Here is a 23,237-nt window from a genome sequence, read left to right on the forward strand (position 1 = left end):
TCGCGCTCCTTTTCCGGACTGGCGACTCCAAAATTACACACCACGGCGTTATTATGGATAGCTGAATGACAACGTGAGAATAGTCCATGAACGCATCGGTTATCTCTGCCCTGGCTGCACTTGTGGGCGCCGCCATCGGCGGCATGACTTCGGTTCTTGCCTCGTGGCTGACCCAACGCACCCAGGTTCGCGCGGAGTGGTTGGCGCATGACCTCACCTGGCGGCAGGAGCTGTACAAAGCGTTCATCGAGGAAGCGACGAACTGCTACGTCCACGCGCTGCAACACAACGAACCCGATCTCACCAGCCTGGGCAACCTCTACGCGAAGATCGGCCGCATGCGCATCCAGTCGTCGCGCGAAGTCGCGGACGAAGCCGACGTGATCGGACGCACGATCGTGGACACCTATCTCGCGCCGGACAAGTCCTTCGTCGAGATTCGGGAGATGCTCGCCGATGGCTCGATCGACATTCTCGGCAAGTTCGGCGACGTGTGCCGCGCGGAATTCGAATCGCTCCGCTCACAGCAGCTCTAACCAGACTACCTGCGCCGTTCAACGCGGCTTCAATTCGACAGGCGGATCGGCGAGATATCCGCCGCCGAGCGCCTTCGCCAATGCAATTTCCTGGGTGAGCACTTGTCCCTTGAGCGTGAGCAGAGCAACCTGTTCCGAGATCACCGGCTGGCGCGCCTGGAGCGCCGCGAGCCTGCTCGTCAGTCCGCGTTGATAGGAGGCTTCCACACTGTCCCTCGTGAATGCGACCGACTCGATCCGTTGCTTCTGTAACGCAGTCTGCGCATCGAGAGACTGCAGACGGCTGCCCGTCTGCGCGACATCGCGTACGGCATTGAGAACGGCCTGGTTGTACTGCTCGATCAACAGGTTGCTCCCCTCGCGCGCGCCGCTCAGGTTCGCATTGAGCCGGCCGCCGTCGAAGATCGGCAGATACAGGCCCGGAATCAGGTTGATCTGCTGGCTCGCATGCGTGAAGAGATCGGCGAGGTGCAAAGCGTTGAAGCCGAAAAATGCCTTGATGTCGAAGCTCGGGTAGAACGCTGCCTTCGCCGCATCGATCTTGTCGAACGACGCCTCGACATACCATCGCATTGCCTGCAGATCGGGGCGTCGGGCCAGCAGTTCGTACGAGAGCGTCGCCGGCAAGGCCGCCTGCGAGCGTGGCAGCGCGACCGGTTCGATCGCGGGCAGGCCGGCGGGTCCGGCGCCGACCAGCGCCCGCATCGATTCGCGAAGCTGCTTGATCTGCCCTTGCGCCGACACGATCTGCTGTTCGATGGCCAACTGCTGCGCGCGTGCTTCTTCGAGCTGGGTGCGAGCTTCGAGGCCGCGCCCCGCACGCGCTTCGTGTGCCTGCACCGCGAACGCCGCGATCTCATCCGATTCGTTCAGCAGATCAATCAGCTGATAAGTGGTTTGAATACCGTAGTAAAGCTGCGCGACATCCGCCGAGATTTCGAGTTCGACAGCCGATGTCTCCGCGAGCCGCGCATTGCTCACGCCGAGCGACGCGGCGACCTCCGCGCGCTGCTTGCCCCAGATGTCGATGTCGAGACTTGCACCAAGCCCGACGACGCCCTCGGTGTACCACGGCCCCGTCAGCCCCGCAGCCGGCTCGTTCTTCGCGAACGGGCCGAGGAAACCGTTCGCGGAAATATGCTCGCGATCCAGCGACGCCAGCGCGGCCACCTGAAGGTTGGATCCTGCTTTGGTCAGTTCCACATCCGACTTCGCCTGCGCGACGCGCGTGCGCGCGATCACCATTGTCGGCGCATCCGCGAGCGCCTGATCGATCAGGGCGTCGAGCTGCGCGTCGTGATAGCGCGTCCACCAGCGCGCGGCGGGCCAGCCGTCGCGTGCGAGATGGATGTCGTCCGCGAGATTGATCTGCTCGGGCGCGATCTCGGAACGCGGCGTGCCATTGTGGTGGATCAGCGCGCAACCCGACAACATGGACGATATCCACGCGAGGCATACAAAGCCTCGACGCCATCGCCAATCGCTCAAGACCGATCGCGCGTTCATGCTCGTACCGCCGGTGATGCGGGCGCCGCGACCGGTGCCTCGACGCGCCAGTCCGGCAAGCCTGCGATCTGCCGCGACAGTTCGTCCGCCGCGGCGATGAGCGACTGATCGGCCGGCTGAGCCGGTTCGCCCGCTTGCGCAGCGATCTCGATGCGTCGCGGTGCGCGCGCATCGGGTGGGTCGACCGCGAGCTCATCCGCGTAGCGGTTCAGTTCGGCGCTGGCCTGTTCCTGGACTGCGCGCACTACGTCGATCGTGTGTGGGCTCGCCAAGTTCGCTTGCGCCACCAACGTGTTGCGCAACGCGCCGCCCGCCAGCATGATCTCGCGCCCCTGCGCAAGGACTGTTTGCGCGCGCCTTGTCAATTCCGACTGCTCGCTTTCCTGCCAGCCGGGTTCGAGCGCGACACGCGAGAGCGTCGTCTCGCAATCGGCCAGCACGGCCCACGCCTGCAACTGCCGCTGTGCATAGGGCAACTCATCCACTTTCTCTTCGCCGACCCGCGACGGGCGCACCTGTGCGGCAATCGCGCGCAGCAGGGTGGCGAGCTTCTGCCGCAGCACGTCGCCCTCGCCCTCGCGCCAGAACGACATCTGCACGAAGGTCGCCACGCACACACCCAGGAAAATGCCGACCATCCGGTCGCGGATCTCAGTCAGATTGGTGCTTGGGCCGAACTGATCGAGTAGTGCCAGCGAGAAGGTGAACGCCATCTGAATACCGGCATAGCCGATTCTTTCCGAGCCCGCCGATACCCACGCCCCTAACGCGACGACAGGCAACGCCATCAACAGCAGGCCGACAATGTCGTCGAGATGCGGAACCACGAACACGACCATGAACAGCGCCAGCGCACTACCGACGGCAGCCCCGCAGAGCCGCAACAACGCCCGCTGCGTCGATGCGCCAAGGCTCGGCAGCGCGACGATCAGGCAGGTCAGCATGATCGTGTGGATGCCCTGCCAGTCCACGGCGTTGTAGAACACGTAGCAGACCAGAACGGCGAGCAAGGTTTTCAGGGAAAAGCGCATGTACGCGGGATTGGTCCATGCGTCCGGCGCGATCATCGGCTCGCTCGCGGGCGGCTTGCCGGATGCCGAGTCGCTCGCGGCCAGGTCGGCGAATGCGCGCAACGCCCGCTGCGATTCGGCAGCGGCAGGGATCGTGTCAGCGGCGTTGCGCTCGTCAGGTGTCGCCGTGCTCACGTAGCGATAGGGTTCGCCGGCCATGACCGCCTGGTCGAGCGCGTGGCAGTTCGCACGCAACTCACGCAACATCGCCAGTTGCGCTGCCGACGCGCGCGGCCAACTGAGCGGCAGTTCACTCGCTCCGTGATAAAGCCGCGACACGGTCGCAATGCATGCAAGCTGCGAGGCCTGGTGTTCGCGATAGTGCGCATCACGCATTGTCGTGAAGCGCAGCAACTTCTGCAACGTGAGCGCCCCTTGCTGAACGGCCGCCAGCGTGATGGGCGCTTCGCTCGTGCTGCCGTCGATCAACTGCGTCAGGCGCGCGTCCAGCGCCGCGAGCTGCCGATGGATTTCCGCCTTGAGTTGCAATTGCGGTTCGGCAGGCAGCAGCAGCGTGTTGACCACGAGCGTCAGCGCGATCGGATAGTTGACGGCGACCCACACCCATAACGCCGCTCGGATCAGCAGGTCGGCCTGATCGGTCCGGTCCACGAAACTCTGCACGTAGATCACGACGATCGCGACGATGAAGAACATGATGCCAATCTTGAGCACCCGCAGCAGGTACACGCTGCCCAGGAACATCAAACTCGCGATGACGATGCGCAGCAACGGATAGTCGAACGTAAATTTCAGCAGCAGGATCGACAGGCCGATGGCGAGCGTCGATCCGACCATGAACATCACGCCGACCAGCCGTGTGACCACCACGTTCGACTGCGTGACGTAAAACACCACCAGCAGCGATAGAGCGAGCTCCGGCACCTCGAGCGTATTCGACACGACGATCACGATGGCGCTCGTCAACACGCAGCGCAGCATCACGTTCAAACGCCCGGGGAAAGGCGCAAGCTCGCGCTTCAGGAAAGCACCTGCATCACGCAGCGAGACGGGCAGATAGTCGGCGGCGGTCATGGGCTCCTCAATGGCGCTCGCCGTCGTTGTTGCGTCCGGGTTCCAGCACGGCCACCGCCGACGTACCGACGCGAAACAGTTCCGGGTTCGGTTTGTCGATGAGGATCTTCACCGGGAAGCGCTGCGATACATGCACCCAGTTGAGCGTGCGTTGAATGCGTGGCAATCCGCCAGGCAAGGCAAGGCCGGCTTCATCGGGCGCGATGCCATAGCTGATCGAATCGACGCTGCCCTTGAAACGCTGGCCCGTATCGCTCATCAGATAGACAGCGGCGGGTGTGCCCGCCCTGACGCCCTTGAGTTCGGTTTCGCGAAAGTTCGCGACCACGTACCAGTGGCGCGTGTCGATCAAGGTGAAGACAGGTTTGAGCGCCGTGGCAAACTGGCCGGTCGATGTCTTCAATGACACGATGCGTCCGTCGAACGGTGCACGCACGGTCGCATATTCCAGGTTCAGTTCGGCAGTCGCGATCTCCGCCATGACGACGGCACGTTGCGCAACCAGCGCATCGACACCGCTTACAGCCGCTGCCGCCTGCTGCGCCTGCAGTTGCGCGGCGCTGAGTTCGGCCTGGGTGGTACGTTGCGCGGTGCGCGCACGGTCGACATCTTCCGCCGACACATAACCGTGTGACAACAGCGGTTCCATGCGGTGCAGCGTATCGGACGCCTGCCCGGCTGCGGCTCGCGCGCGCTCGACGGCCGCACGCACCGACTGCGCGTTGTACTGCTGCGCGTTGACCGTGCGCTGCGTCAACTCGATCTGGCGGTCGAGCGCGACGAGCGACGCCTTGCCGCGCGCGAGCGCATCCTCGTATGGGCGCGGATCGATACGGAACAGCAGATCGCCCTGCTTCACGGCCTGATTGTCGCGCACGGCCAGTTCGACGATGCGGCCGTTGACCTCGGGCACGACGTCGATCGTCTCCGCGTAGACATAGGCGTCGTCGGTGCGAGGCGTGCGGTCCCACACACGGATCACGTAGACGAGCAGCAACAGCGTCAGCACGACGATCACGATGGCTGGCCATTTTCTCTTCGATGTCTTGCTGGCTGGGGTCGCCATTCATCCACCCGACAAAGATTCAATGTTGGAAGAAGACCAACCAGACAGCGAGCGCCAGCAAAGCAACAAGCGCTGGATACACGACGGCGGATGGTCCCATCAGATGGTCGGCCTGTAAGCGCTTGAGGATCAGATAAATGACGATCGTGAGCACGACGCCCGCGACGATGCAGAATAGCCAGTCGGGAAAGTACGCACCGAGCACGCCGATGGACGGTGAATTTGTACACCCCGAGATCGGAATCGCGGAAATCGCGGCCGCGCCGATTCCACGCTTTGAATGTCTGCCTCTGGCTACTGGCATGTGTCGTTGCAGAGTCGACTCTGTAGTTGAATTCAATGTCACACCTTGCAGATACGCCGATGTGTCTCGCCTCGGACGCGGGTTTAAGTTTTGGGCAGCAAGGGAAACAGCTTCGGGCGCATTAGAGAGCTGACGCCAGCCTTACATATTCAATAATGTGCCCTCATTCAAAGACCTTCTGAAGAACCCGATAGCGCGTTTTCAAGGTTGTAGCCTTTGGGTCGCTCGACAGATGGCAGGTCCACCAAGTCGACACAATAACGCTGAAAAAAGCATCCCACATTACATGAATATGTAGTGTCCGCAATCGTTCGTCTTCCTGGGCAAACCCGGATGCGCTCCACATTCATATAGTAGCGGCAGGCAAATCCACTGACTATCATCTAGCGAGGGTCGAACGTTGGCTCGAGAATCCGGCACGTCACTCCCGTGGAGGAAGCTTTCTAAAATGCCGGATTCACCTTGCTTCTGAACGATGAGCGACTGCGATCGCATCGAGCCCTGCCAGCACGAATCGCACGAAATCCTCCGCAAGCGCATCCTTGTCCTTTGCGACAGCGGGCAATAGCGCTGACTGCACCTGCTTCGGCGCGATCATCATGGCGATGCAGGGCAACACCGTAAACATCAGAGCCCGTTGAACCACGGGCGTGGTCGGGTCCAGCCCCAGCACTTCACCGATCACCTTGAGCAGCAATGCGGCTTTCGGACGCACCGCCTTCTCGATGAGCGCCGGGATAGCTTTCGACGGCGACAGCACTTCACGCAACATCAGCATGAAGCCCCAAGGCGTGCCTGTGCTCGTTGAAAGACCGAGGAAACGCGAAAGGATGGCACGCAACCGATCCTTGGGATCGTCGAGGCTCGCGGCAAGCGCCGCTAGCTCGTCAAGACCCACGACTTGCCGGTGCGCCTCGACCAGCGCCGCTTCGTAGAGCGCCTCCCTGCTGCCAAAGTGATAGTTCACCGACGCCATCGGTGTGCCGGCACGCTCGCAAATTTCCTTGCTGGTGGCATCCGCAAAACCACGTTCGGCGAACACCCGGCCCGCAGTCTCGAGCAAATGCTGGCGAGTCGCCGCGCCGTCTGGGCGCGAGGCCCGCTTAGGCTGCGTCGCGGTTGTTTTTTTCGGACTCGTCGGCATGGTCGGAGGCTTTCATTCCAGAAATAGTTTGAATTTGAATTCAAATTCTCATAGCATTCATTCTACTTCGTCTGCGTCCGGTCCGCGAACGGACGCGCCGGCATGGAAGGCCGAGTCACCAAGGCGGCCGGATTGCCCTCGCGGAGACTGCGGATTGCGCTCGCCGCGTGCTTCCCCTCGTGCTGAGCCGATCCGCCTGGTGTGCCGATCGTGGTTCCACAGGATGTTAATTATGTATTACTTACTAAATAAACGCCTCTTAGTGGAAGTTTTGTCTAACTCCAAGCGAGCGCAACGAATTGCATGGGCCGTACTTTCCCTGCTGCTTGTCGCGCTGTTATCGGCCTGTTCGCGGCACGAAGCCGCAACCTATCAGGGCTACGTCGAAGGCGAGTTCGTCTACCTCGGCTCTTCGCAGGCCGGCAAGCTCACGGCGCTATCAGTCTCTCGCGGCCAAACGGTCAAGGCGAACGCCTCGCTATTTTCCCTCGAATCCGACGACGAAGCCCACGCCCTCGAAGCGGCACAGCAGCAACTCGCGGCGGCCCGCGCTCAACTCGCGGACATCCGGACCGGCAAGCGCGCGCCCGAGGTCGACGTCAACCGTGCGCAACTGGCCGAGGCCGTCGCCAACGCTCGCAAGGCGGCGCTGCAACTGACGCGCGACGAAGCCCAATACCGCGCAGGCGGCATCGCGAAAGCTCAACTGGACGATTCGCGCGCCAATGCCGACTCGACCGCCGCGCAGGTTCGGAAGCTCACGCATCAGGTCGACGTGGCTCGCCTGCCGGCCCGTTCACAACAGATCGTCGGACAGGAAGCGCAAGTAGCCGCCGCCAATGCCGTAGTCGCGCAGGCCCAATGGAAACTCGATCAGAAACGCGTCGCCGCCCCATCAGAAGGCCTGGTCTATGACACGCTCTATCGCCAGGGTGAATGGGTGGCCGCCGGCAGTCCGGTCGTCCAGATGCTGCCGCCGCAGAACGTCAAGGTGCGTTTCTTCGTTCCGGAGACGATTGTCGGGCAACTGGCGCTCAATCGCGGCGTGACGCTGCATTGCGACGGCTGCGCGGCCGACGTGCCCGCGAAGATCACTTATGTGTCGAGTCAGGCCGAATACACGCCGCCGGTCATCTATAGCAACGAGAGCCGCGCCAAGCTCGTGTTCATGGTTGAAGCCCACCCCTCGGCTGCGGATGCACCGAAGCTTCATCCGGGCCAACCTGTATCGGTGGTGCTGCAATGAACGACGACACCCAACAGTATGTGATCAACGTGCATGACCTGAACAAGCGCTTCGGCAACAAACACGTTGTCAAGAATGTCTCGCTGCAGGTCGGCCGTGGCGAAATCTTCGGCTTTCTCGGACCGAACGGCAGCGGCAAGACGACCTCCATCCGCCTCATGTGCGGATTGCTCACGCCGGATTCGGGCAGCGGCACCTGCCTTGGCTACGACATCCTGCGTGAGAGCGAGCAGATCAAACGCAATGTCGGGTACATGACCCAGCGCTTCTCTTACTGGGAAGACTTGACCATCCGCGAGAATCTCGACTTTGTCGCACGCATCTACCAGATGCGCAACCGGCGAGAAGCGGTGGATCGCTCGCTGGAATCGCTCGGCCTGCAAACGCGCGCGAACCAGTTGACCGGTTCGCTATCGGGCGGATGGAAGCAGCGGCTCGCGCTGGCCGCCTGCATGTTGCACGAGCCAAGACTGCTGCTGCTTGATGAGCCCACCGCCGGCGTGGACCCCACTGCGCGGCGCGACTTTTGGGAAGAACTGCATCGCCTCGCGGCCACCGGCATTTCCGTGCTCGTCAGTACCCACTACATGGATGAAGCGGAACGCTGTCACAAGCTCGCCTACATCGCTTACGGGAAGATGCTCGCGCGCGGCACCGCGAGCGAGGTAATCGAATCACAAGGTCTGTCGACGTGGGCTATCCACGGCGAACAGCTGAGCAAGCTGTCCGAGCAGCTTCGTACCACGCCCGGCGTCGACCAGACCGTCGTGTTCGGTTCCGCGCTGCACGTCAGCGGGCGCGATCATCAAGCACTCGAAAACGCGGTGCGGCAAGCGGTTGCCGGAACCTCGCTGCGCATCGAACCGATCGGCACGGGACTCGAGGACGTGTTCATCTATCTGATGAGCCATTCGAAGGATAACTTCGGAGCGCCGTCATGAAGAATCGCACCGTATTTTCTTTGACACGCTGGTGGAGCATCGTCCTCAAGGAGTTTCTTCAGTTAAGGCGTGACCGCGTCACGTTCGGCATGATCGTCGGGCTGCCGATCATCCAGCTTGCACTGTTCGGCTTCGCGATCAATACCGATCCCAAGCATTTGCCGACGGCCGTCATCATCCACGATCAGAGTGAGTTTTCCCGCAGCTTCGTTGCGGCGATGACGAACTCGGCCTATTTCGACATCGTCGAAATCTTGCCTGACGAAGAGGCCGGGCGCCGCGCGCTTGCCCAGGGTAAGGTGCAGTTCGTCCTCAATGTGCCCGTGGACTTCTCGCGCAAACTGCTGCGTGGCGAGCGTCCGTCGCTGCTGGTCGAAGCCGACGCGACCGATCCCACCGCAACGAACACCGCCGTCGGCGCGCTGCCGAAACTCGTTCAACCGGTCGCGAATAAAGATCTCACGGGTCCGCTCGCACACCTGAACGGCACGCAAAACGCCTTCGACGTGCAGGTTCACAACCTCTACAACCCGGAAGGCGTGACGCAATACAACGTGGTGCCCGGGTTGATGGGCGTGATCCTCACCATGACGCTCGTCATGATGACCGGCCTCGCCGTGACCCGCGAACGCGAGCGCGGCACGATGGAAAATCTGCTCGCCACTCCCGTTCTGCCAATCGAAGTGATGACCGGCAAGATCGTGCCCTATGTCGTCATCGGGCTCATTCAGGCGTCGATCATTCTTGCCGCGACACGCTACGTTTTCCATGTTCCGTTTGTCGGCAGCGCGCTGGCCATCTATCTCTCGGCGTTGCTTTTCATTGCGGCGAATCTGACGGTGGGCATCACGCTTTCCTCGCTCGCGCAAAACCAGTTGCAGGCGATGCAGCTTACCGTCTTCTATTTCTTGCCCAATATTCTGCTCTCGGGCTTCATGTTCCCATTCGCGGGCATGCCGGCATGGGCGCGGTTTATCGGCAACCTCTTGCCGCTGACCTATTTCAACCGGCTGATTCGCGGCATCCTGCTCAAGGGCAATGGCTGGGCCGACCTGTGGCCCTCGGTTTGGCCGATGGCGCTGTTCACTGCGATCGTCATGGCTATTGCATTGCGCTTCTACCGGCGCACGCTCGACTAGGAAGACACGATCATGAAGCAACTCGCTTTCCTGTGTTCACTCGTGCTGTGCGGCTGCGCAGTGGGACCTGACTTTCACGCGCCTGCGGCACCGGACACGCAAACCTACACGCACAAGGCCGAGCCGGCTCGCACAGTACTGGCCGACGGCACCGAGAGTTCCGCTCAAACCTTCACGACCGCTGATGCGCCACTGCCTATGTGGTGGCGCCAATTTCACTCGGCGGATCTAGACGGTCTAGTCGATCAGGCGTTGAGCCGAAGCCCCTCGCTGGCGCAAGCCCGCGCAAAGCTGATCGAGGCACGCGAAAACTACAATGCGCAGTCGGGCGCGACACGGTTCCCAGGCGTCGACGCGAAGATTTCCGGAACGCGTCAACAGGTCGATCTCGCGGCTTTCGGCATCCCGCATGTCGAGAACCCAGGTCCCTTTTCGCTATTCAATGCATCGGTGACAGTGGCGTATACATTCGACGTTTTCGGCGGTAATCGCCGGGCGCTCGAAGCCACGTTGGCGCAGGTCGACTACGCGGCGTTCCAACTGGACGCAGCGCGCCTGTCCATTGCAGGCAATGTCGTATCGACGGCGGTGCAACGCGCTTCGTTGCAGCAGCAGGTCTTGCTGACGCAACGTCTCGCCGACGCGCAGGCGCAACAGCTCAGCATCATGGAGGCGCGACTCGCTGCCGGAGGCGTATCGCAACTCGACGTGAACAGCCAGCGCACGCTGCTCGCACAGACGCGCGCGTCGCTGCCGCCGCTCGCCACGCAGCTTGCGCAGGCGGATCACCAGCTTGCGATCCTGGTGGGCGATGTGCCGTCCAAAGCGGAGTTCGATCGACTCACGCTGGACTCGCTTCATCTGCCGACCGAGATACCCGTCACGCTGCCATCGTCACTTGCACGGCAACGCCCTGACATTCGCGCCGCCGAAGCGCTGCTGCACCAGGCCAGCGCAAACGTGGGCGTCGCGACAGCGAACCTGTATCCACAGTTTTCGCTATCGGCGGGAATCGGCTCTGAACGCACGAGTATTCAGGACATTGTGAATGGCCTGAACATCTGGAATATCGGCCTGAATCTGACCCAGCCCATTTTTCACGGCGGGGAGCTACACGCGAAGAAGCGCGCTGCCCAGGCGGCCTATGACGCTGCGTTCGCGAGCTATCGGCAAACGGTGCTTCAGGCGTTGCAACAGGTTGCGGACGCGCTGACGGCGTTGCATAACGACGCGCACGAACTGCATGCTCGCGACGACGCCGCCCGGCAGGCTCAAGCGAACCTCGACATCGCGCGTGCTCAGTATTCGGCGGGTGGCGTCAGCCAGTTCAGCCTGCTCGACACGCAACGTCAGGCGCTGCAGACCGCTCTCGATCAGACGCACGCGCAGGCAGCCCGATTGAGCGATACCGCCGCGCTATTCCAGTCGCTGGGCAGCAGCGAAGCCGACTTGACGCTAGGAAGCGCGCCGTAACCGCGGAAGATCCCGCGGACCAGGCCGGACCCTTGGCCGCCCCCGCTTCTGCTGCGCTGCGGCAACCCGGAACGCAGTTTTATATCACAATGAAATATAATCATGACGAATGCGTTCTTTCGTTTCCCGAGGATTTTGCCTTAATGTGTGGCCTCTTCTAATGTAGTAGTGCCTTTCATTCTTCTATTCGAACCTTGTCCCGCTACGCTCTCATCCGCTGGCTCGCCAGCTTCGCCCCCCATCCCATGGCTGTCCGGTGGCCAGAGCGCCTGAGGTCATGTCTGGGCGCATTGCTTGGGATTGCGTTCACCGGCGGGACCATGCACGTCCTTCTCGGACCGGCGGCAAATATTCCTTTGCTCGTCGCACCAATGGGCGCTTCGGCCGTGCTGCTGTTCGCGGTTCCGGCCAGTCCGCTCGCGCAACCGTGGTCGATTATCGGCGGCAACATCGTCTCCGCTACGGTCGGCGTGGCCTGTGCAAGCTGGATCGGCGATCCGGTGGGCGCCGCCGCTTTGGCCGTCGCGCTGGCGATCTGCGCGATGTTTGCGCTGCGTTGTGTCCACCCGCCGTCGGGCGCGGTTGCGTTGACCGCGGTCCTTGGCGGTCCGGCGGTGCACGCGCTGGGCTATCGCTTCGTGGCCGAGCCGATTGCTATCCAGTCGGTCACGCTGCTATGCGCCGCCATCGTCTACCACGCCGCTACCGGGCATCGATATCCCCACGTCGCCCAGGCGAGTTCACTCAAAGGCGCGGGAGCATCGGCCTCGGCGTCGAGCGAAGGTTTCACGCGCGCGGACCTCGAAGCGGTGCTGAGCCGGCGCGGCGAATTGCTCGATATCGACACGGACGATCTGGAATCCCTGCTGCGCGACGTGCAGTTGCAGGCCTATGCCCGCACGTTCAATGAACTGACCTGCGCGGATATCATGTCGCGCTCGCTCGTCGCCGTGTCGGCAACCACGCGTGCTTCCGCCGCATGGAGTCTGCTGAAACAGCGCCATATCAAGGCACTGCCGGTCACCGACGAGAAGCAGCACGTGATCGGCATCGTGACCCGCGCCGACCTTGTGGACAAACGGGCGTTCGCCAAAGCGCCCGGCCAATCGTCTCTCATGCAACGCTGGTTCAGGCGTAGTGTCACTCCGGCGCCGCTCGTTGGCGCACTCATGAACGTGGACGTTCAGACAGTCGAAGGAACGACTCCGATCGTTGAACTGGTGCCGGTGTTTGCGAACTACGGGCACCACCATATCCCGGTTCTGGACTCGCAACAGCGGCTTGCCGGCATGATCACGCAGGCCGATCTCATCGCGGGACTGTATCGCCAGGCTTACGCCAGGCAGCGAACCGCGGCATAGCCATCGTCATTCACACCGGGATCGAGCACGGACATACATATCACGTCATGATATAATTCGCGCTTTACCTCTTCCTCCACGGCACTCCGATGAAAACACTCGCGCGCGGCTTGACCAAGGCGAACTTCGAGCAACTGTCCGAGTTTCGCTATCAGATGCGGCGCTTCGAGCGTTTTTCCGAGCAGGCCGCTCAGGGCGAAGGCATCACGCCGTTGCAGTATCTACTGCTTCTGCATATCAAGGGTTATCCGGAGCGCGACTGGGCGACTGTCGGCGAGCTTGCGGAACGGCTGCAGGCGCAGCATCACGGCGTGGTTGCGCTGGTGTCCCGCTGCGAGGCGCTCGATCTGGTCCGCAGGAAAGTCAGCGAGACGGATCGCCGCCAGGTCGAGGTTCATTTGCTGAAAGCCGGCGAGCAGGTGCTCGCCCGTCTCGCCGAGATGCATCGTGCTGAGTTGAAGTCGCTCAAAGGCGCGTTTACCGTCCCCCAGATCGATATTTGAGTCCCCATGAGTCTCGATACCCATAAGCGCGATTTTTCCATCAACGCGCGGCTTCCCGGCATTTCCGCACTCGCCGCCGGAATCGGCGCGCTCAGCACGCTCGCGGCGTTCGTGCTGCTGAGCCTGATTCATCTTTTCACCAATCTGTTTTTCTTCCAGCAGTTTTCGTTTGCGGACCGCTCACCCGCCGTCAATACGTTGGGTATCTGGGTGGTGGTCATCCCTGTGATCGGCGGCCTGGTCGTCGGTCTGATGGCGCGCTACGGTTCGGAGAAGATTCGCGGCCACGGCATTCCCGAAGCGATTGAAGCCATCCTGTTCGGCAAGAGCCGCATGTCGCCGAAGGTGGCGATTCTCAAACCGTTGTCGTCCGGCATCGTGATCGGCAGCGGCGGCCCGTTCGGCGCGGAAGGCCCGATCATCATGACAGGCGGCGCGCTGGGCTCGCTGATCGCGCAGTGCGTGAAGGTCACCGCCGCGGAACGCAAGACGCTGCTGGTGGCCGGCGCGGCGGCGGGCATGACGGCCGTCTTCGGCACGCCCGTGGCGGCCGTGCTGCTGGCGGTCGAACTGCTGCTGTTCGAATGGCGCCCGCGCAGTTTTCTGCCGGTCGCGCTGGCGTGCGCGGTCGCGGGTTTTGCGCGCGCGGCGTTCTTCGGCACGGGCCCGCTGTTTCCGCTCGAAACCGCGCCGCCCGGCGCGCTGTCGCTGCTGTCCTGCGTCATCGCCGGCTTGCTGTCCGGCGCGCTCGCCTCGGGCTTGTCGGCCGCACTTTATAAAGTCGAGGACCTGTTCGGCAAGCTGCCTATTCACTGGATGTGGTGGCCCGCGCTCGGCGGAGTTGTCGTCGGCATTGGCGGCTTTCTTGAACCGCGTGCGCTGGGCGTCGGTTACGACGTAATCGGCGATCTGTTGCATCAGCACATTGCCATCCAGATCGCGCTGGCGATCCTCATGGTGAAGGCTGTCATCTGGGTCGTCGCGCTCGGCTCGGGCACCTCGGGTGGCGTGCTGGCTCCGTTGCTCATGTTGGGCGCGGGACTCGGCGTCCTGCTCGGGCACGTGCTGCCGGGCGGCGAACCTGCGCTGTGGCCGCTCGTCTGCATGGCGGCCACGCTCGGCGCCACGTTGGGCGCGCCGTTGACCGCCATCGTGTTCGCCTTCGGTCTGACGCACGACAGTAACGCACTGCTGCCGCTGCTGGCCGCGACACTGATCGCGCACGGGTTCGCAACGGTCGTCATGAAGCGTTCGATCATGACCGAGAAAATTGCCCGGCGCGGCTATCACATTTATCGGGAATACGGTGTCGATCCACTCGAGCGGCACCATGTCGAAGAGGTGATGTCGCGCGCGGTCAAGACGATCGATGGCGACATGTCCGTGGCAGAAGCGCTGGCAACGTGCTTCGGCGCGACGCAGACACATCGCGCCTATCCGGTTGTGCGTCGAGGCGCGCTGGTGGGCGTCGTCGATCGCGCGGTACTGGAGACAATCCGCGATGACGAGACGCACAATGCGCTCGACTCGCGACTCGCCGATATATTGCAGCACCGTTCGCCCACTTTCGCGTTGCCCGGTGAAACCTGCCGCCTCGTCGCCACGCGGCTTGCGGTGCACGGTCTCGAACGTTTGCCCGTGGTTGCGAATTCCACCACGTTGCAACTGATCGGCATCGTGTCGCGCAGCGATCTGATCAAACCGTCTCTTGCGCACTTCGACGAAGAGCACAAGAAAGAGCGCTTCCGGCGCTTGCGGATGCACACCGGCAAGCGGCACTTCCCGCCGGTTCCGTAAGCCGTCCGATCCGCAAGCGATTCTCCATGCGCCTTCCCAAGGGCACATCTGTTTTCCCCAACCGATGGCGGATTCATGTGGCACGGCAGACCGTCCGCTATCCTTATCCGTGCACTCTCCAGGTCACGATGCCGCGCAATGTCTCGGCATTCCGGACGCGACGGTTAACCGTTTCACTTCTGCGGACGAACCCGCACGGCGTTCTGCGCCATCCATTTGAGCCTCTCGCAGTCAGCCTTGACTCGCGACGCGAACTCCTGCGGATCGTTCAACCGCAGGGCGTCCATCTGAATGCCGTCCTTTTCGCCGCGGCGCCAGCCGGTCTGCCATTGCAGGTCGAAGTTGCTTGCGTCGTGCAGCACCTTGCGCAAGCGCTCCTTATACGCGCCGACGCGCGCGGGCGAGATCCCGCAGTATGTCTGCGCGAAATAAGCCCGCTGACCCGCGGTTTGCGCATTGTCGTTCGCGGTCTCCTCGTCCGCCACGCCGGATGGCGGCCACGCCACCGATAACAACAATACGGATGTCACCGCCAACAGCATTCGATAGCAGTACTGCCGTTGCCTCATGTCCGACTCCTCATCATCGACGGCGGCGCGGCTGTCCAATCGCTCCCGGCACGGCCGCAATGCCTGGGGATACTCCCTACGTTTTCCGCCATTTCACGCCGATCTGTCTTGTTTCGACTGCAGGATGGCGGTTTCGCGCGCTATGCCAGTGTATTGCGTTGACAATCCACGGTGTTACGCTCAGTAAAGCAGCCTTCGCGGTAGTGGGCCGCCGTCCAGCGGCAAAATCAGCAGGCATAGAACACATCGCGAAGCGCCATTGCCTACGAAAGGCGAAACATCGCTGCGGGAGAGACTGCGATGCAAATCAAAACATATACCGTACTGACGCTATTGGTGTTTAGCAGTGCTGCTTTCGCATGGCAGCCGCTCACTTATCCAATCCGAAGTCAAAGCCCCTATCAGCGCAGCGTCGATACCGCGCTGTGCTACGCGGCTGCGAACAAACAGACCAAGGTCAACATCGTTCGCGAGTCGCAGATCCCACCGCGCAAGCCGGCTGCCACCAAGAGTTCGTCGACCGGCGCGCCGTCGCGGCCGCCGTTGCCGCCCAGCACCTTCGCGTCCGCGCCGTTCGGCGCGAGCATGCCGGCCGCCGCCGAGCCGGGCGCGAGTGCGCCCGTAGCGACCACGGCGGCCACGGCGAAGGGTGCTTCGGCGCCCATGACGGCGAGCGCGGCTTCGGCGACGACTGCGGACCGCAGCGCCTCGGAAACGGCGGCTGCGAGCGCGGCGCAGACGGCTGCGGCATCCAGCGTGAAGCTGCCGCCCCTGCCGGCGCCCGAGCCGCCAATGACACAGTACTGGGCCGCGTATGGCGCGTGCATGCAAGCGCGGGGTTACGTAGTCGCACAGTAACCCTGCTTGCAAGCCTCGTTACGGTGCCTTGTTTTTTCTGATTGTGGCGCCGGCATTCGACGCCCCTTTGCGACACGGCGATGCTTAGCGACTTTACTTCCGATCAGCACGATCCCTTCCGATGCGGGCACTGCGGTGTCCCGCTAGCCAATCGCTTCACGCCCTGTCCTTCGTGCCATCGGCGTCCGGCCGATTCGTTCGGCGCGCGTCCGGCGCCGCCTGCCTCGCTCAAAGTCCCGCTGAAGAGTCCATTGGACGACTCGCAGCCGCTCGTCGACAGCCGTCTGCCGGCACGCAAGATCTGGAATCCGTCCTCGCGCGCGCTCGTCAATCCCTACGAGTTCGTCGAGGAGCCCGAGGTCGCCGTGTCCGCCTATCACCGACTGCGCCAGCCCCTCGTGCTGGGCGCGTCGGCGCTGGTGGTGACCTCGGCGGTGTACCTGGGTTTCATCCATAGCAACGACTCGAATGTCGGCACGCCAATCGCTGTGTCCGGCAAGGTGCAGACGCAAAATGTCGCGCCGCTCGTCGTCATTCCGCAGAAGCAGGCGGCCACCGTCGCGCAGCGGCCCGCGCCTGCCACCCCGCAAAAGCCCGCGATTGTCGCCGTCCAGAAGCCTGGCGCCGCCGCCGTCCAGAAACCCGCCCCTGCCGTCGCCCAGAAACCGGCCACCGTCGTCGCCCAGAAGCCCGCTACTGCGCCGTCTGCGGCCGCACAAAAGCCCGCGGTCACCGCCGCCACGCAGCGCGCCACGACCGCCACGCCCATCGCCGCCGTGCGGCCCGCACCCCTGCATGCGCCGCCAATTCCGCCACCGGACGCTGCACCGCCGCTTTCGCGCCGTGTCGCACCCGTTGGACCCGAGGCGAAGCGCAATCCGGGCGGACAGTCAGGCAACCCGCCGGAGCAACCACGCGCCGATATGTCGCGGCATCTCAAAGCCGCACGGGCCAATCTGCAGCAGAACAATCTGTCGGCGACCAGAGCGCGCCTAGCGGCGATCATCGCCGCGCAACCGAACAATCGCGACGCGTTGAACATGCGCTCCACGCTGAGCACACGCGAACAGCAGCGCGACGCGCTACTGAGCCTCGCGCGAGGCTGCGGATATATCGCGCGATGGACCTGCGTCTCGCACAACGCCGGCACCGCGCTGCAGATCGATTCGAGCAGCAAGGAGGCGCAGCGTCTCGTAACACTCGCGCAACGCGAAACGGAACTGCAGATTCCGCCGCCCGCGGAGCCCGCGCCCGAACCGGCGCCGGATATGCGTGACGTGAGCAGCCATCACTGATCCCACCGCCCAGCGGACCGCGCTTGAACAAGAACAGGACGAGGCGCGCCACGCACGCCCTAGCGGGCCGACACGGCCAGACTCACCTGACGCGCGATCGCGCGATAGCGGTCAGCGGTATCCCTGAGCGTCAAGCCGGCCAGCGAGCGTTGCGCCCGCGCCTGCCCTAGCGCAACGATCACCGCCTCGGCATAGCACTGCACATTGCCGGTATCGACCAATTGAACGCCCGGAAATCCGCTCGCGAAAGCGAAAGCCGGGATGTTGCTCGCGACGATCGGCACGCCGGAAGCCAGCGCCTCGAGAAACGCCACGCTGTGCGCCTCCGATTGCGACGGCATGACGAACACGTTCGATTCCGACAGCACGGTGGCGACATCGGTGCGCGGGCCCGCCACCGCGACACGCTCCGCGATGCCCAGCGTCTTCGCCAGCGCGATGACGTCGCGCCAGTAGTCGGGGGCTTCGATCACGCCGTACAACACGAGCCGCGCGTCTTTCTCGTGCTTGAGTACTTCACTGAACGCGCGCACGGTCAGCAGTTGATTTTTCACTGCCGCGTACCGGCCGATCTGCACCACCTGCGGCGCGCGGCCGTCGCGCTCCACGCCGTCGGTGAACGCGAAGCGTGCGAGATCCACGCCGTTAGGCACCACGGTCATCGAAGGATGCGCCCCGATGGCCTGCACGTAGTCCGTCACGCCTTGCTCCGACACGCCGATCACCATTCGGGCGCGTCCCGACAGCACATGTTCGATGCGCCTGAACAGCGGACGCTCGAAGTCGTTGGTCGCCGAATGCATGACGTAAACCACCGGCACGCGCAGCGGCAACGCGCGCGCGTAAAACGACGGAATGGTCGCGTGCGCAAAGATCACATCCGGACGAAAACGCCGCACCGCGCCGAACAGATGGCACAGCTTGATGAACGAACGATGACGCCGCTCGGGAAAGAAGCACTGCACGCCGTGGCTTTCCAACTCGTTCCGCAAAGGCGCGAAATCGGCGTGCGCCGGCAACAGCGATGCCACGCACACCGCCATGCCCTCGGCACACTGATCGAGTGCAAGGTCCTTGGCCAGAACCTCGGCTCCCGACAGACGCGGCGCAAGAACCAGGTGAAAGACGCGCATCACGGCGTCCTTGCCGTCAACGTCCGGAATAGCATCCATGCCGCCGCGCAGCCAAGGCCGAGCGTCATGGACCACGCAATGCCTGTCACGCCCCAATAGTGCACGGCGGGCGGCGCGCTCAACAGCAGCACCACGACCTGAATGGCCGACGCATGCACGGTCGCCTTCGCGTCGCCCACCGCGCGCAGATAGGCCACGAGCACGGCGATCAACGCGCCGATCGCCATGTTGATCACGAGGATCCTGAAGAGCGGCACCGCCGGCAGCCATGCGGCGCCGAGAATCAGCGAGAAGAGCGGCTCGGCAATCAGCCTCAGCAGCGCGACGAAAGCCGCGAGCCCGAGTGCGATCGCCAGCAGATAGATCTTGATGATGCGCGCCGCCGACTGCGGACTGCGGCGATGATGCGCCGCGAAGGTCGGAAAGAGGTATTGCGACATGGCGATCGCGGCGTCGGCGAGCAGCATCTGCGCGAGCCGCGACGACATCTGATAGCTGCCAAGCTGCGCCGGTCCGAGCAGCTTGCCGACCACGACCTTGTCGAACTGATTGAGCAGCAGATTGATCACGCTGCTGGCCCAGATCCAGCGGCTGAACCCGACATAGTGGCCGATGCCCGACCACACGGCGCGGATCGGCGGACGCGGTTTCATGGTCGCCCAGGTCAGCGTGCTTTTCAGGCTTTCGCCGGCCACGAGGCCGATCAGCACCGAGGATGCACCGGCGCCGAAATACGCAAGTGCGAGTCCGACCGCGCAATCGACGAACGACGCCGCCACTTCCACGCCCGCGATGTGCTGGAAGCGCCGCTCGCGCTGCACCACGTAATAAGCCGGCGACGCCAGACCGCGCAGCAACGGCAGCAGCGCGGCGAGCTGGATCAGGATCAGCGAGCCGTCGAGATGGAACTGGCTGCTCAGCAATGGGGCGAGCGCGACCAGCAGCAGCGAGATGAGCACGCCTCGCGCCGTCAATGTGGTCCACACCGCGCCGAGTTGCGAGCGCGAAGGCGGATGTTCGCCTTGAATGACCGCTTGCGCGAGGCCGGTATCGGACAGCGCTTCGGCAATCGCCACCGCGAGCAGGGCCACGCTCACGCTACCGATTGCCGCCGGCCCGAGCATCCGGCCAATCGCAAGAAATTTGATCGCTACAAGTCCACGCACGGCGAACTGCTGTAGCAGGACCCACGTCGCCGCACTCGCGCCGAAGCTGCCCGCCACCGAGAACGCCGGAAGCCTGATCGCCCGCAAGCTGTTTCTCCGTCGAATCGGAGCGCCGTTGAATCGGCCGCGCGCAGAGCGATTTCGTGGATCGCCCTGCGAACGCCGCCAGCGCATAGTTTGTTAGGTCGCGCCAGCAAGCCGGCGAGTTTTTTCATCGAACTTCATGCACGAACATACCGCGAGAGAATCGCCTACAACCGCCATCAGCTAGGCCGGTTCGGCCTAAGGCGACGCCCCCTAGTACGCTGAACCACAAAGCCGGACAAATTAGTAGTTACACGGATTCCGGCGATGCTAACGTTGTTCAGCCAGCGCCATGCGGGAAGCGGCGCTCGGGTACTTATTTACGCAACGCAAATGGTTACCGAGGCAATGGAACAAAACTACGTCCTGATCGTGGAACCGAATCTCACCGGCCACCGCTGGCGATACGCCGAGTGGATCATGCAGGCCTGCGCGGAAGCCGGCTATCCGTGCATGCTCGTGACCGAGTGCGCCAACGAAGACCACCGGCTGGCAAGACAGATCACCGCCGCCAACCGCCCGGACCAGCAGATCGCTTTCGTCGATCCGGAGGAGCAAACCCGCAACCGCCTGCCCGACCCCAACGAATACTGGCGCTTCCACCGCTACTTCAAGCGCGTGCACTCGATCATCACCCGCATGCAGTCGATCCGACTCGTGGTCGTGCCCTACGTCGATTACTTTTTCTATTCGCTGCCGTTTCTCGGCTCGCCTTTCGGCAAGACGCCATGGATCGGCATCACGATGCGCTCGACCTTCCATCACCACAAGGTTGGCATCAAGGCCCCCGATCGTCCGGTCGTCAATGCAATCAAGGCGCTGCTCTTCAAGCGCGCGATCCGCACCACCGGCCTGCGCACGCTACTGACCATCGATCCGACCTTGCCGGAATGGTCGGCCCGCAGCGCGTCGAAGCACAGCGCGGCGATCGCCTACGTGGCCGACCCGTTTCCCGATGAACACGCGGAAAATCCCGTGCTGGCCCGCGAGCGTCTGGGGCTCGATCCCGAGCAGCGCTATCTGCTGGTGTACGGCGCGATCACGGAACGCAAGGGCATCTACGAACTGGTGCATGCGCTGACGCGTCTCGAACATGCGCCCACGCTGATCGTCGCCGGCGAGCAGGATGCGGGCACGCGCCATTTCATGCGCAACCATGTGCGCAGTCTCACTCCCGCGCCGCTGGTGCTCGACGCCTTCATTTCCAACGATATGGAGCGCGATCTGTTCTCCGCGTGCGACGCGGTGTGGCTCGGCTATAAGGGGCACTACGGCATGAGTGGCGTGCTGGTGCAGGCGTACCGTTTTGGCAAGCCTGTGATTGCCACTGAAGACGGTTTGATCGGCTGGTTCAGCCGGCGTTGCGAGCTGGGGCCGATTTTGAGCGACCTGAGTTCCGCGTCGATCGGCCGTGCGATCACCGAGACCATGACCTCATGGCCGCATGCGCCTGAGGCCATGCCGTCCGCGCGTGAAGACCTGCTGTCACGGCATACGCTCGGCCAATTCAAGCAAACCTTGCTGCAACAGATGGCCTGATTCCGCAGCAGGTTCTTCAAAAAGAAACGAGGCGTCCATCAGTGCGATGGACGCCACGTCGCATGGGGCATCGGTTTATGGCCGCATACGCAAGTAAGCGGCCGCATGCTCTTGCATGCTCAGGATAACTGCCCACCGGCGGCAGCGGCGGGTACTTCCTCGCGCACCGAACTGCTGCGCTTTTCGGGGAACAGCGCATTGCGCATCAGCAGGAACGGATACTCGATGGCGCGCGTGGTCACATAGCCGATTGCAATCGCGATCGCGAACTGCGCCGCGAGCGCAACGAACCAGATAAGGCTCGGCGCAAGACCCAGCGCGGTCGCTTTCCGGATCAGCATGTCGCCGGGTGCGAGCGCGAGCGAATGCCACAAGTAAATACCGTACGAATAAAGTCCGATCCAGGCTACGCCGCGATAGATCCACGACGTACGCAACGATCCCGAATATTCGAGCACCAGCACAATCAGCGCGGCGAACCCAAGCGCCTGGATCGTGTAGCCGATGCTTTCGTCCAGCGCGAGGTTCCTGGTGGCGAATGCGAGCCATGCACAGAGCAGGACGACGCTGAAGATCAGCAGCCACTTGCGCTTTGCGAGTTGATGATAGACGCCGGGTTTCATCCAGTAGATCGCGGAAAGAATCACGCCCACCAGCAGGCTGTCGATGCGGTACTGCGTGTAAGCAAAGGCGCCGTCGAGATTGCCGCCTGCCACCGCGAAGCAGCGCGCCGTGAGCACCACCGCGCAGATGCCGGTGAGCACGCTGACGATCGTCCACGCGCCGAGACGCCAGCGCGAGAACATCAACAGAAGCGCCGGCAGCACCAGATAAAAGTGTTCTTCGACCGCCAGGCTCCACGTCTGCGTAATCGACGTGCCCAGGTAGTTCTGCAAGTGTGTCAGGTTCTGGACGAGGAAGGTATTCCACGGGTGGCGTCCGGCCAGCACATGGAAAGCGATCAGCACGTAATACGCGGGCCAGATGCGGAAAATCCGCCGGATGATGAAGCGCCGGGCATCGACATGACCGGTTTCGGCATACTGTCGAAGCAGCAGGCCGCCCACCAGGAAGCCGCTCAATGTGAAGAACAGGTTCACGCCTTCGCGGCCGAAACTCTTCAGCGGGTACTCAATAATCTGGATGAGGTAATTGCCGGTATGAACAGCATGAAAGTGAAAGCCCATCACCATGATGATCGCGATGCCGCGGACGAAGTCGAGCTCGATCGCTCGTCCGGCTTTTGCGGGTCCCGCCCCGCCGAATAACTTCATGCTGTTCCCCTCTGTCGACCCAAGTTAGCGCTTTAGCGCTTACTTGGGTCCCATGCAAAGCTGTCGACCCAAGTTGGCGCTTTAGCGCACACTCCGATCCCATGCAATATCGCGGTTGTCTCTCTTGCAAAGCACGCTGCCCTTTTTGCATATTCGGTGTCGCCAAGCGTGCGTGCGCGCCAACTTCAAGGCATTGAC

20 protein-coding genes are annotated in these 23,237 nt (G+C 62.8%); 11 read left to right on the forward strand and 9 right to left on the reverse strand.

The window, feature by feature from the left end; translation table 11 throughout:
• Window positions 1-86: 86 nt before the first annotated feature.
• On the forward strand, window positions 87-536 hold the full coding sequence (locus B0G75_RS21885) for a hypothetical protein (RefSeq protein ID WP_106310186.1): 450 nt from the start codon (window positions 87-89) through the stop codon (window positions 534-536).
• A gap of 18 nt (window positions 537-554) precedes the next feature.
• Here B0G75_RS21885 and B0G75_RS21890 read toward each other — a convergent pair whose 3' ends face one another.
• From B0G75_RS21890 to B0G75_RS21910, 5 genes are all read right to left on the reverse strand, one after another.
• Window positions 555-1,970, reverse strand: a complete 1,416-nt coding sequence (locus B0G75_RS21890; RefSeq protein ID WP_258194618.1) for an MdtP family multidrug efflux transporter outer membrane subunit — start codon at window positions 1,968-1,970, stop codon at window positions 555-557.
• Window positions 1,971-2,038: 68 nt separating this feature from the next.
• Window positions 2,039-4,147 carry an FUSC family protein gene (locus B0G75_RS21895; RefSeq protein WP_106310193.1) on the reverse strand — a complete coding sequence of 703 codons (2,109 nt, stop codon included), beginning with the start codon at window positions 4,145-4,147 and terminating at the stop codon, window positions 2,039-2,041.
• Window positions 4,148-4,154: 7 nt separating this feature from the next.
• Window positions 4,155-5,213: a multidrug transporter subunit MdtN gene (gene mdtN, locus B0G75_RS21900; protein ID WP_106310196.1), complete on the reverse strand. Its 1,059-nt coding sequence runs from the start codon at window positions 5,211-5,213 to the stop codon at window positions 4,155-4,157.
• Between the two features lie 19 nt (window positions 5,214-5,232).
• The gene (locus B0G75_RS21905) at window positions 5,233-5,517 is read right to left on the reverse strand and encodes a YtcA family lipoprotein (RefSeq protein WP_106310199.1); all 285 of its coding nucleotides are present in this window, start codon (window positions 5,515-5,517) and stop codon (window positions 5,233-5,235) included.
• A 457-nt stretch (window positions 5,518-5,974) separates the two neighbouring features.
• Window positions 5,975-6,661, reverse strand: a complete 687-nt coding sequence (locus tag B0G75_RS21910; RefSeq protein ID WP_106310203.1) for a TetR/AcrR family transcriptional regulator — start codon at window positions 6,659-6,661, stop codon at window positions 5,975-5,977.
• A gap of 271 nt (window positions 6,662-6,932) precedes the next feature.
• Between B0G75_RS21910 and B0G75_RS21915 the strand changes: the two genes are divergently transcribed.
• The 7 genes from B0G75_RS21915 (at window position 6,933) to B0G75_RS21945 (ending at window position 15,121) form a co-directional block, all read left to right on the forward strand.
• On the forward strand, window positions 6,933-7,907 hold the full coding sequence (locus B0G75_RS21915) for an HlyD family secretion protein (protein ID WP_258194620.1): 975 nt from the start codon (window positions 6,933-6,935) through the stop codon (window positions 7,905-7,907).
• Window positions 7,904-8,848: an ABC transporter ATP-binding protein gene (locus tag B0G75_RS21920; protein WP_106310210.1), complete on the forward strand. Its 945-nt coding sequence runs from the start codon at window positions 7,904-7,906 to the stop codon at window positions 8,846-8,848. Before B0G75_RS21915 ends, B0G75_RS21920 begins: the two co-directional genes overlap by 4 nt.
• Window positions 8,845-9,987: an ABC transporter permease gene (locus B0G75_RS21925; protein ID WP_106310213.1), complete on the forward strand. Its 1,143-nt coding sequence runs from the start codon at window positions 8,845-8,847 to the stop codon at window positions 9,985-9,987. The genes B0G75_RS21920 and B0G75_RS21925 overlap by 4 nt, the downstream gene beginning before the upstream one ends.
• A 12-nt stretch (window positions 9,988-9,999) precedes the next feature.
• Window positions 10,000-11,460 carry an efflux transporter outer membrane subunit gene (locus tag B0G75_RS21930; RefSeq protein WP_106310216.1) on the forward strand — a complete coding sequence of 487 codons (1,461 nt, stop codon included), beginning with the start codon at window positions 10,000-10,002 and terminating at the stop codon, window positions 11,458-11,460.
• Window positions 11,461-11,654: 194 nt separating this feature from the next.
• Complete coding sequence (locus B0G75_RS21935; protein ID WP_181309326.1) at window positions 11,655-12,821, forward strand: HPP family protein; 1,167 nt, start codon at window positions 11,655-11,657, stop codon at window positions 12,819-12,821.
• An 89-nt stretch (window positions 12,822-12,910) separates the two neighbouring features.
• Window positions 12,911-13,324, forward strand: coding sequence for a MarR family winged helix-turn-helix transcriptional regulator (locus B0G75_RS21940; protein ID WP_106310224.1), 414 nt, complete (start codon window positions 12,911-12,913; stop codon window positions 13,322-13,324).
• Window positions 13,325-13,330: 6 nt separating this feature from the next.
• Window positions 13,331-15,121 (forward strand): chloride channel protein, encoded by a 1,791-nt coding sequence (locus tag B0G75_RS21945; protein ID WP_106310227.1) that lies wholly within the window; start codon window positions 13,331-13,333, stop codon window positions 15,119-15,121.
• Between the two features lie 173 nt (window positions 15,122-15,294).
• Here the strand turns inward: B0G75_RS21945 and B0G75_RS21950 are convergent, their stop codons facing one another.
• Window positions 15,295-15,690 carry a hypothetical protein gene (locus B0G75_RS21950; RefSeq protein ID WP_106310230.1) on the reverse strand — a complete coding sequence of 132 codons (396 nt, stop codon included), beginning with the start codon at window positions 15,688-15,690 and terminating at the stop codon, window positions 15,295-15,297.
• 300 nt (window positions 15,691-15,990) lie between these two features.
• Between B0G75_RS21950 and B0G75_RS41400 the strand changes: the two genes are divergently transcribed.
• Window positions 15,991-16,548: a hypothetical protein gene (locus B0G75_RS41400; RefSeq protein WP_106310233.1), complete on the forward strand. Its 558-nt coding sequence runs from the start codon at window positions 15,991-15,993 to the stop codon at window positions 16,546-16,548.
• Between the two features lie 80 nt (window positions 16,549-16,628).
• Window positions 16,629-17,843: a hypothetical protein gene (locus tag B0G75_RS21960; RefSeq protein WP_106310236.1), complete on the forward strand. Its 1,215-nt coding sequence runs from the start codon at window positions 16,629-16,631 to the stop codon at window positions 17,841-17,843.
• 59 nt (window positions 17,844-17,902) lie between these two features.
• On the opposite strand, the gene B0G75_RS21965 is transcribed toward B0G75_RS21960, so the two are convergent.
• Together B0G75_RS21965 and B0G75_RS21970 are read right to left on the reverse strand one after the other, a co-directional pair.
• Window positions 17,903-18,976, reverse strand: a complete 1,074-nt coding sequence (locus tag B0G75_RS21965) for a glycosyltransferase (RefSeq protein WP_106310798.1) — start codon at window positions 18,974-18,976, stop codon at window positions 17,903-17,905.
• Window positions 18,976-20,229: an oligosaccharide flippase family protein gene (locus B0G75_RS21970; protein ID WP_041758268.1), complete on the reverse strand. Its 1,254-nt coding sequence runs from the start codon at window positions 20,227-20,229 to the stop codon at window positions 18,976-18,978. Before B0G75_RS21970 ends, B0G75_RS21965 begins: the two co-directional genes overlap by 1 nt.
• A 345-nt stretch (window positions 20,230-20,574) precedes the next feature.
• Between B0G75_RS21970 and B0G75_RS21975 the strand changes: the two genes are divergently transcribed.
• Window positions 20,575-21,765 carry a glycosyltransferase gene (locus B0G75_RS21975; protein WP_374956911.1) on the forward strand — a complete coding sequence of 397 codons (1,191 nt, stop codon included), beginning with the start codon at window positions 20,575-20,577 and terminating at the stop codon, window positions 21,763-21,765.
• Between the two features lie 119 nt (window positions 21,766-21,884).
• Here the strand turns inward: B0G75_RS21975 and B0G75_RS21980 are convergent, their stop codons facing one another.
• On the reverse strand, window positions 21,885-23,039 hold the full coding sequence (locus tag B0G75_RS21980) for an acyltransferase (RefSeq protein WP_106310242.1): 1,155 nt from the start codon (window positions 23,037-23,039) through the stop codon (window positions 21,885-21,887).
• Window positions 23,040-23,237: the final 198 nt, after the last annotated feature.

The sequence above is a fragment of the Paraburkholderia sp. BL18I3N2 genome, assembly GCF_003001875.1.
Classification (GTDB): Bacteria; Pseudomonadota; Gammaproteobacteria; order Burkholderiales; family Burkholderiaceae; genus Paraburkholderia; species Paraburkholderia phytofirmans.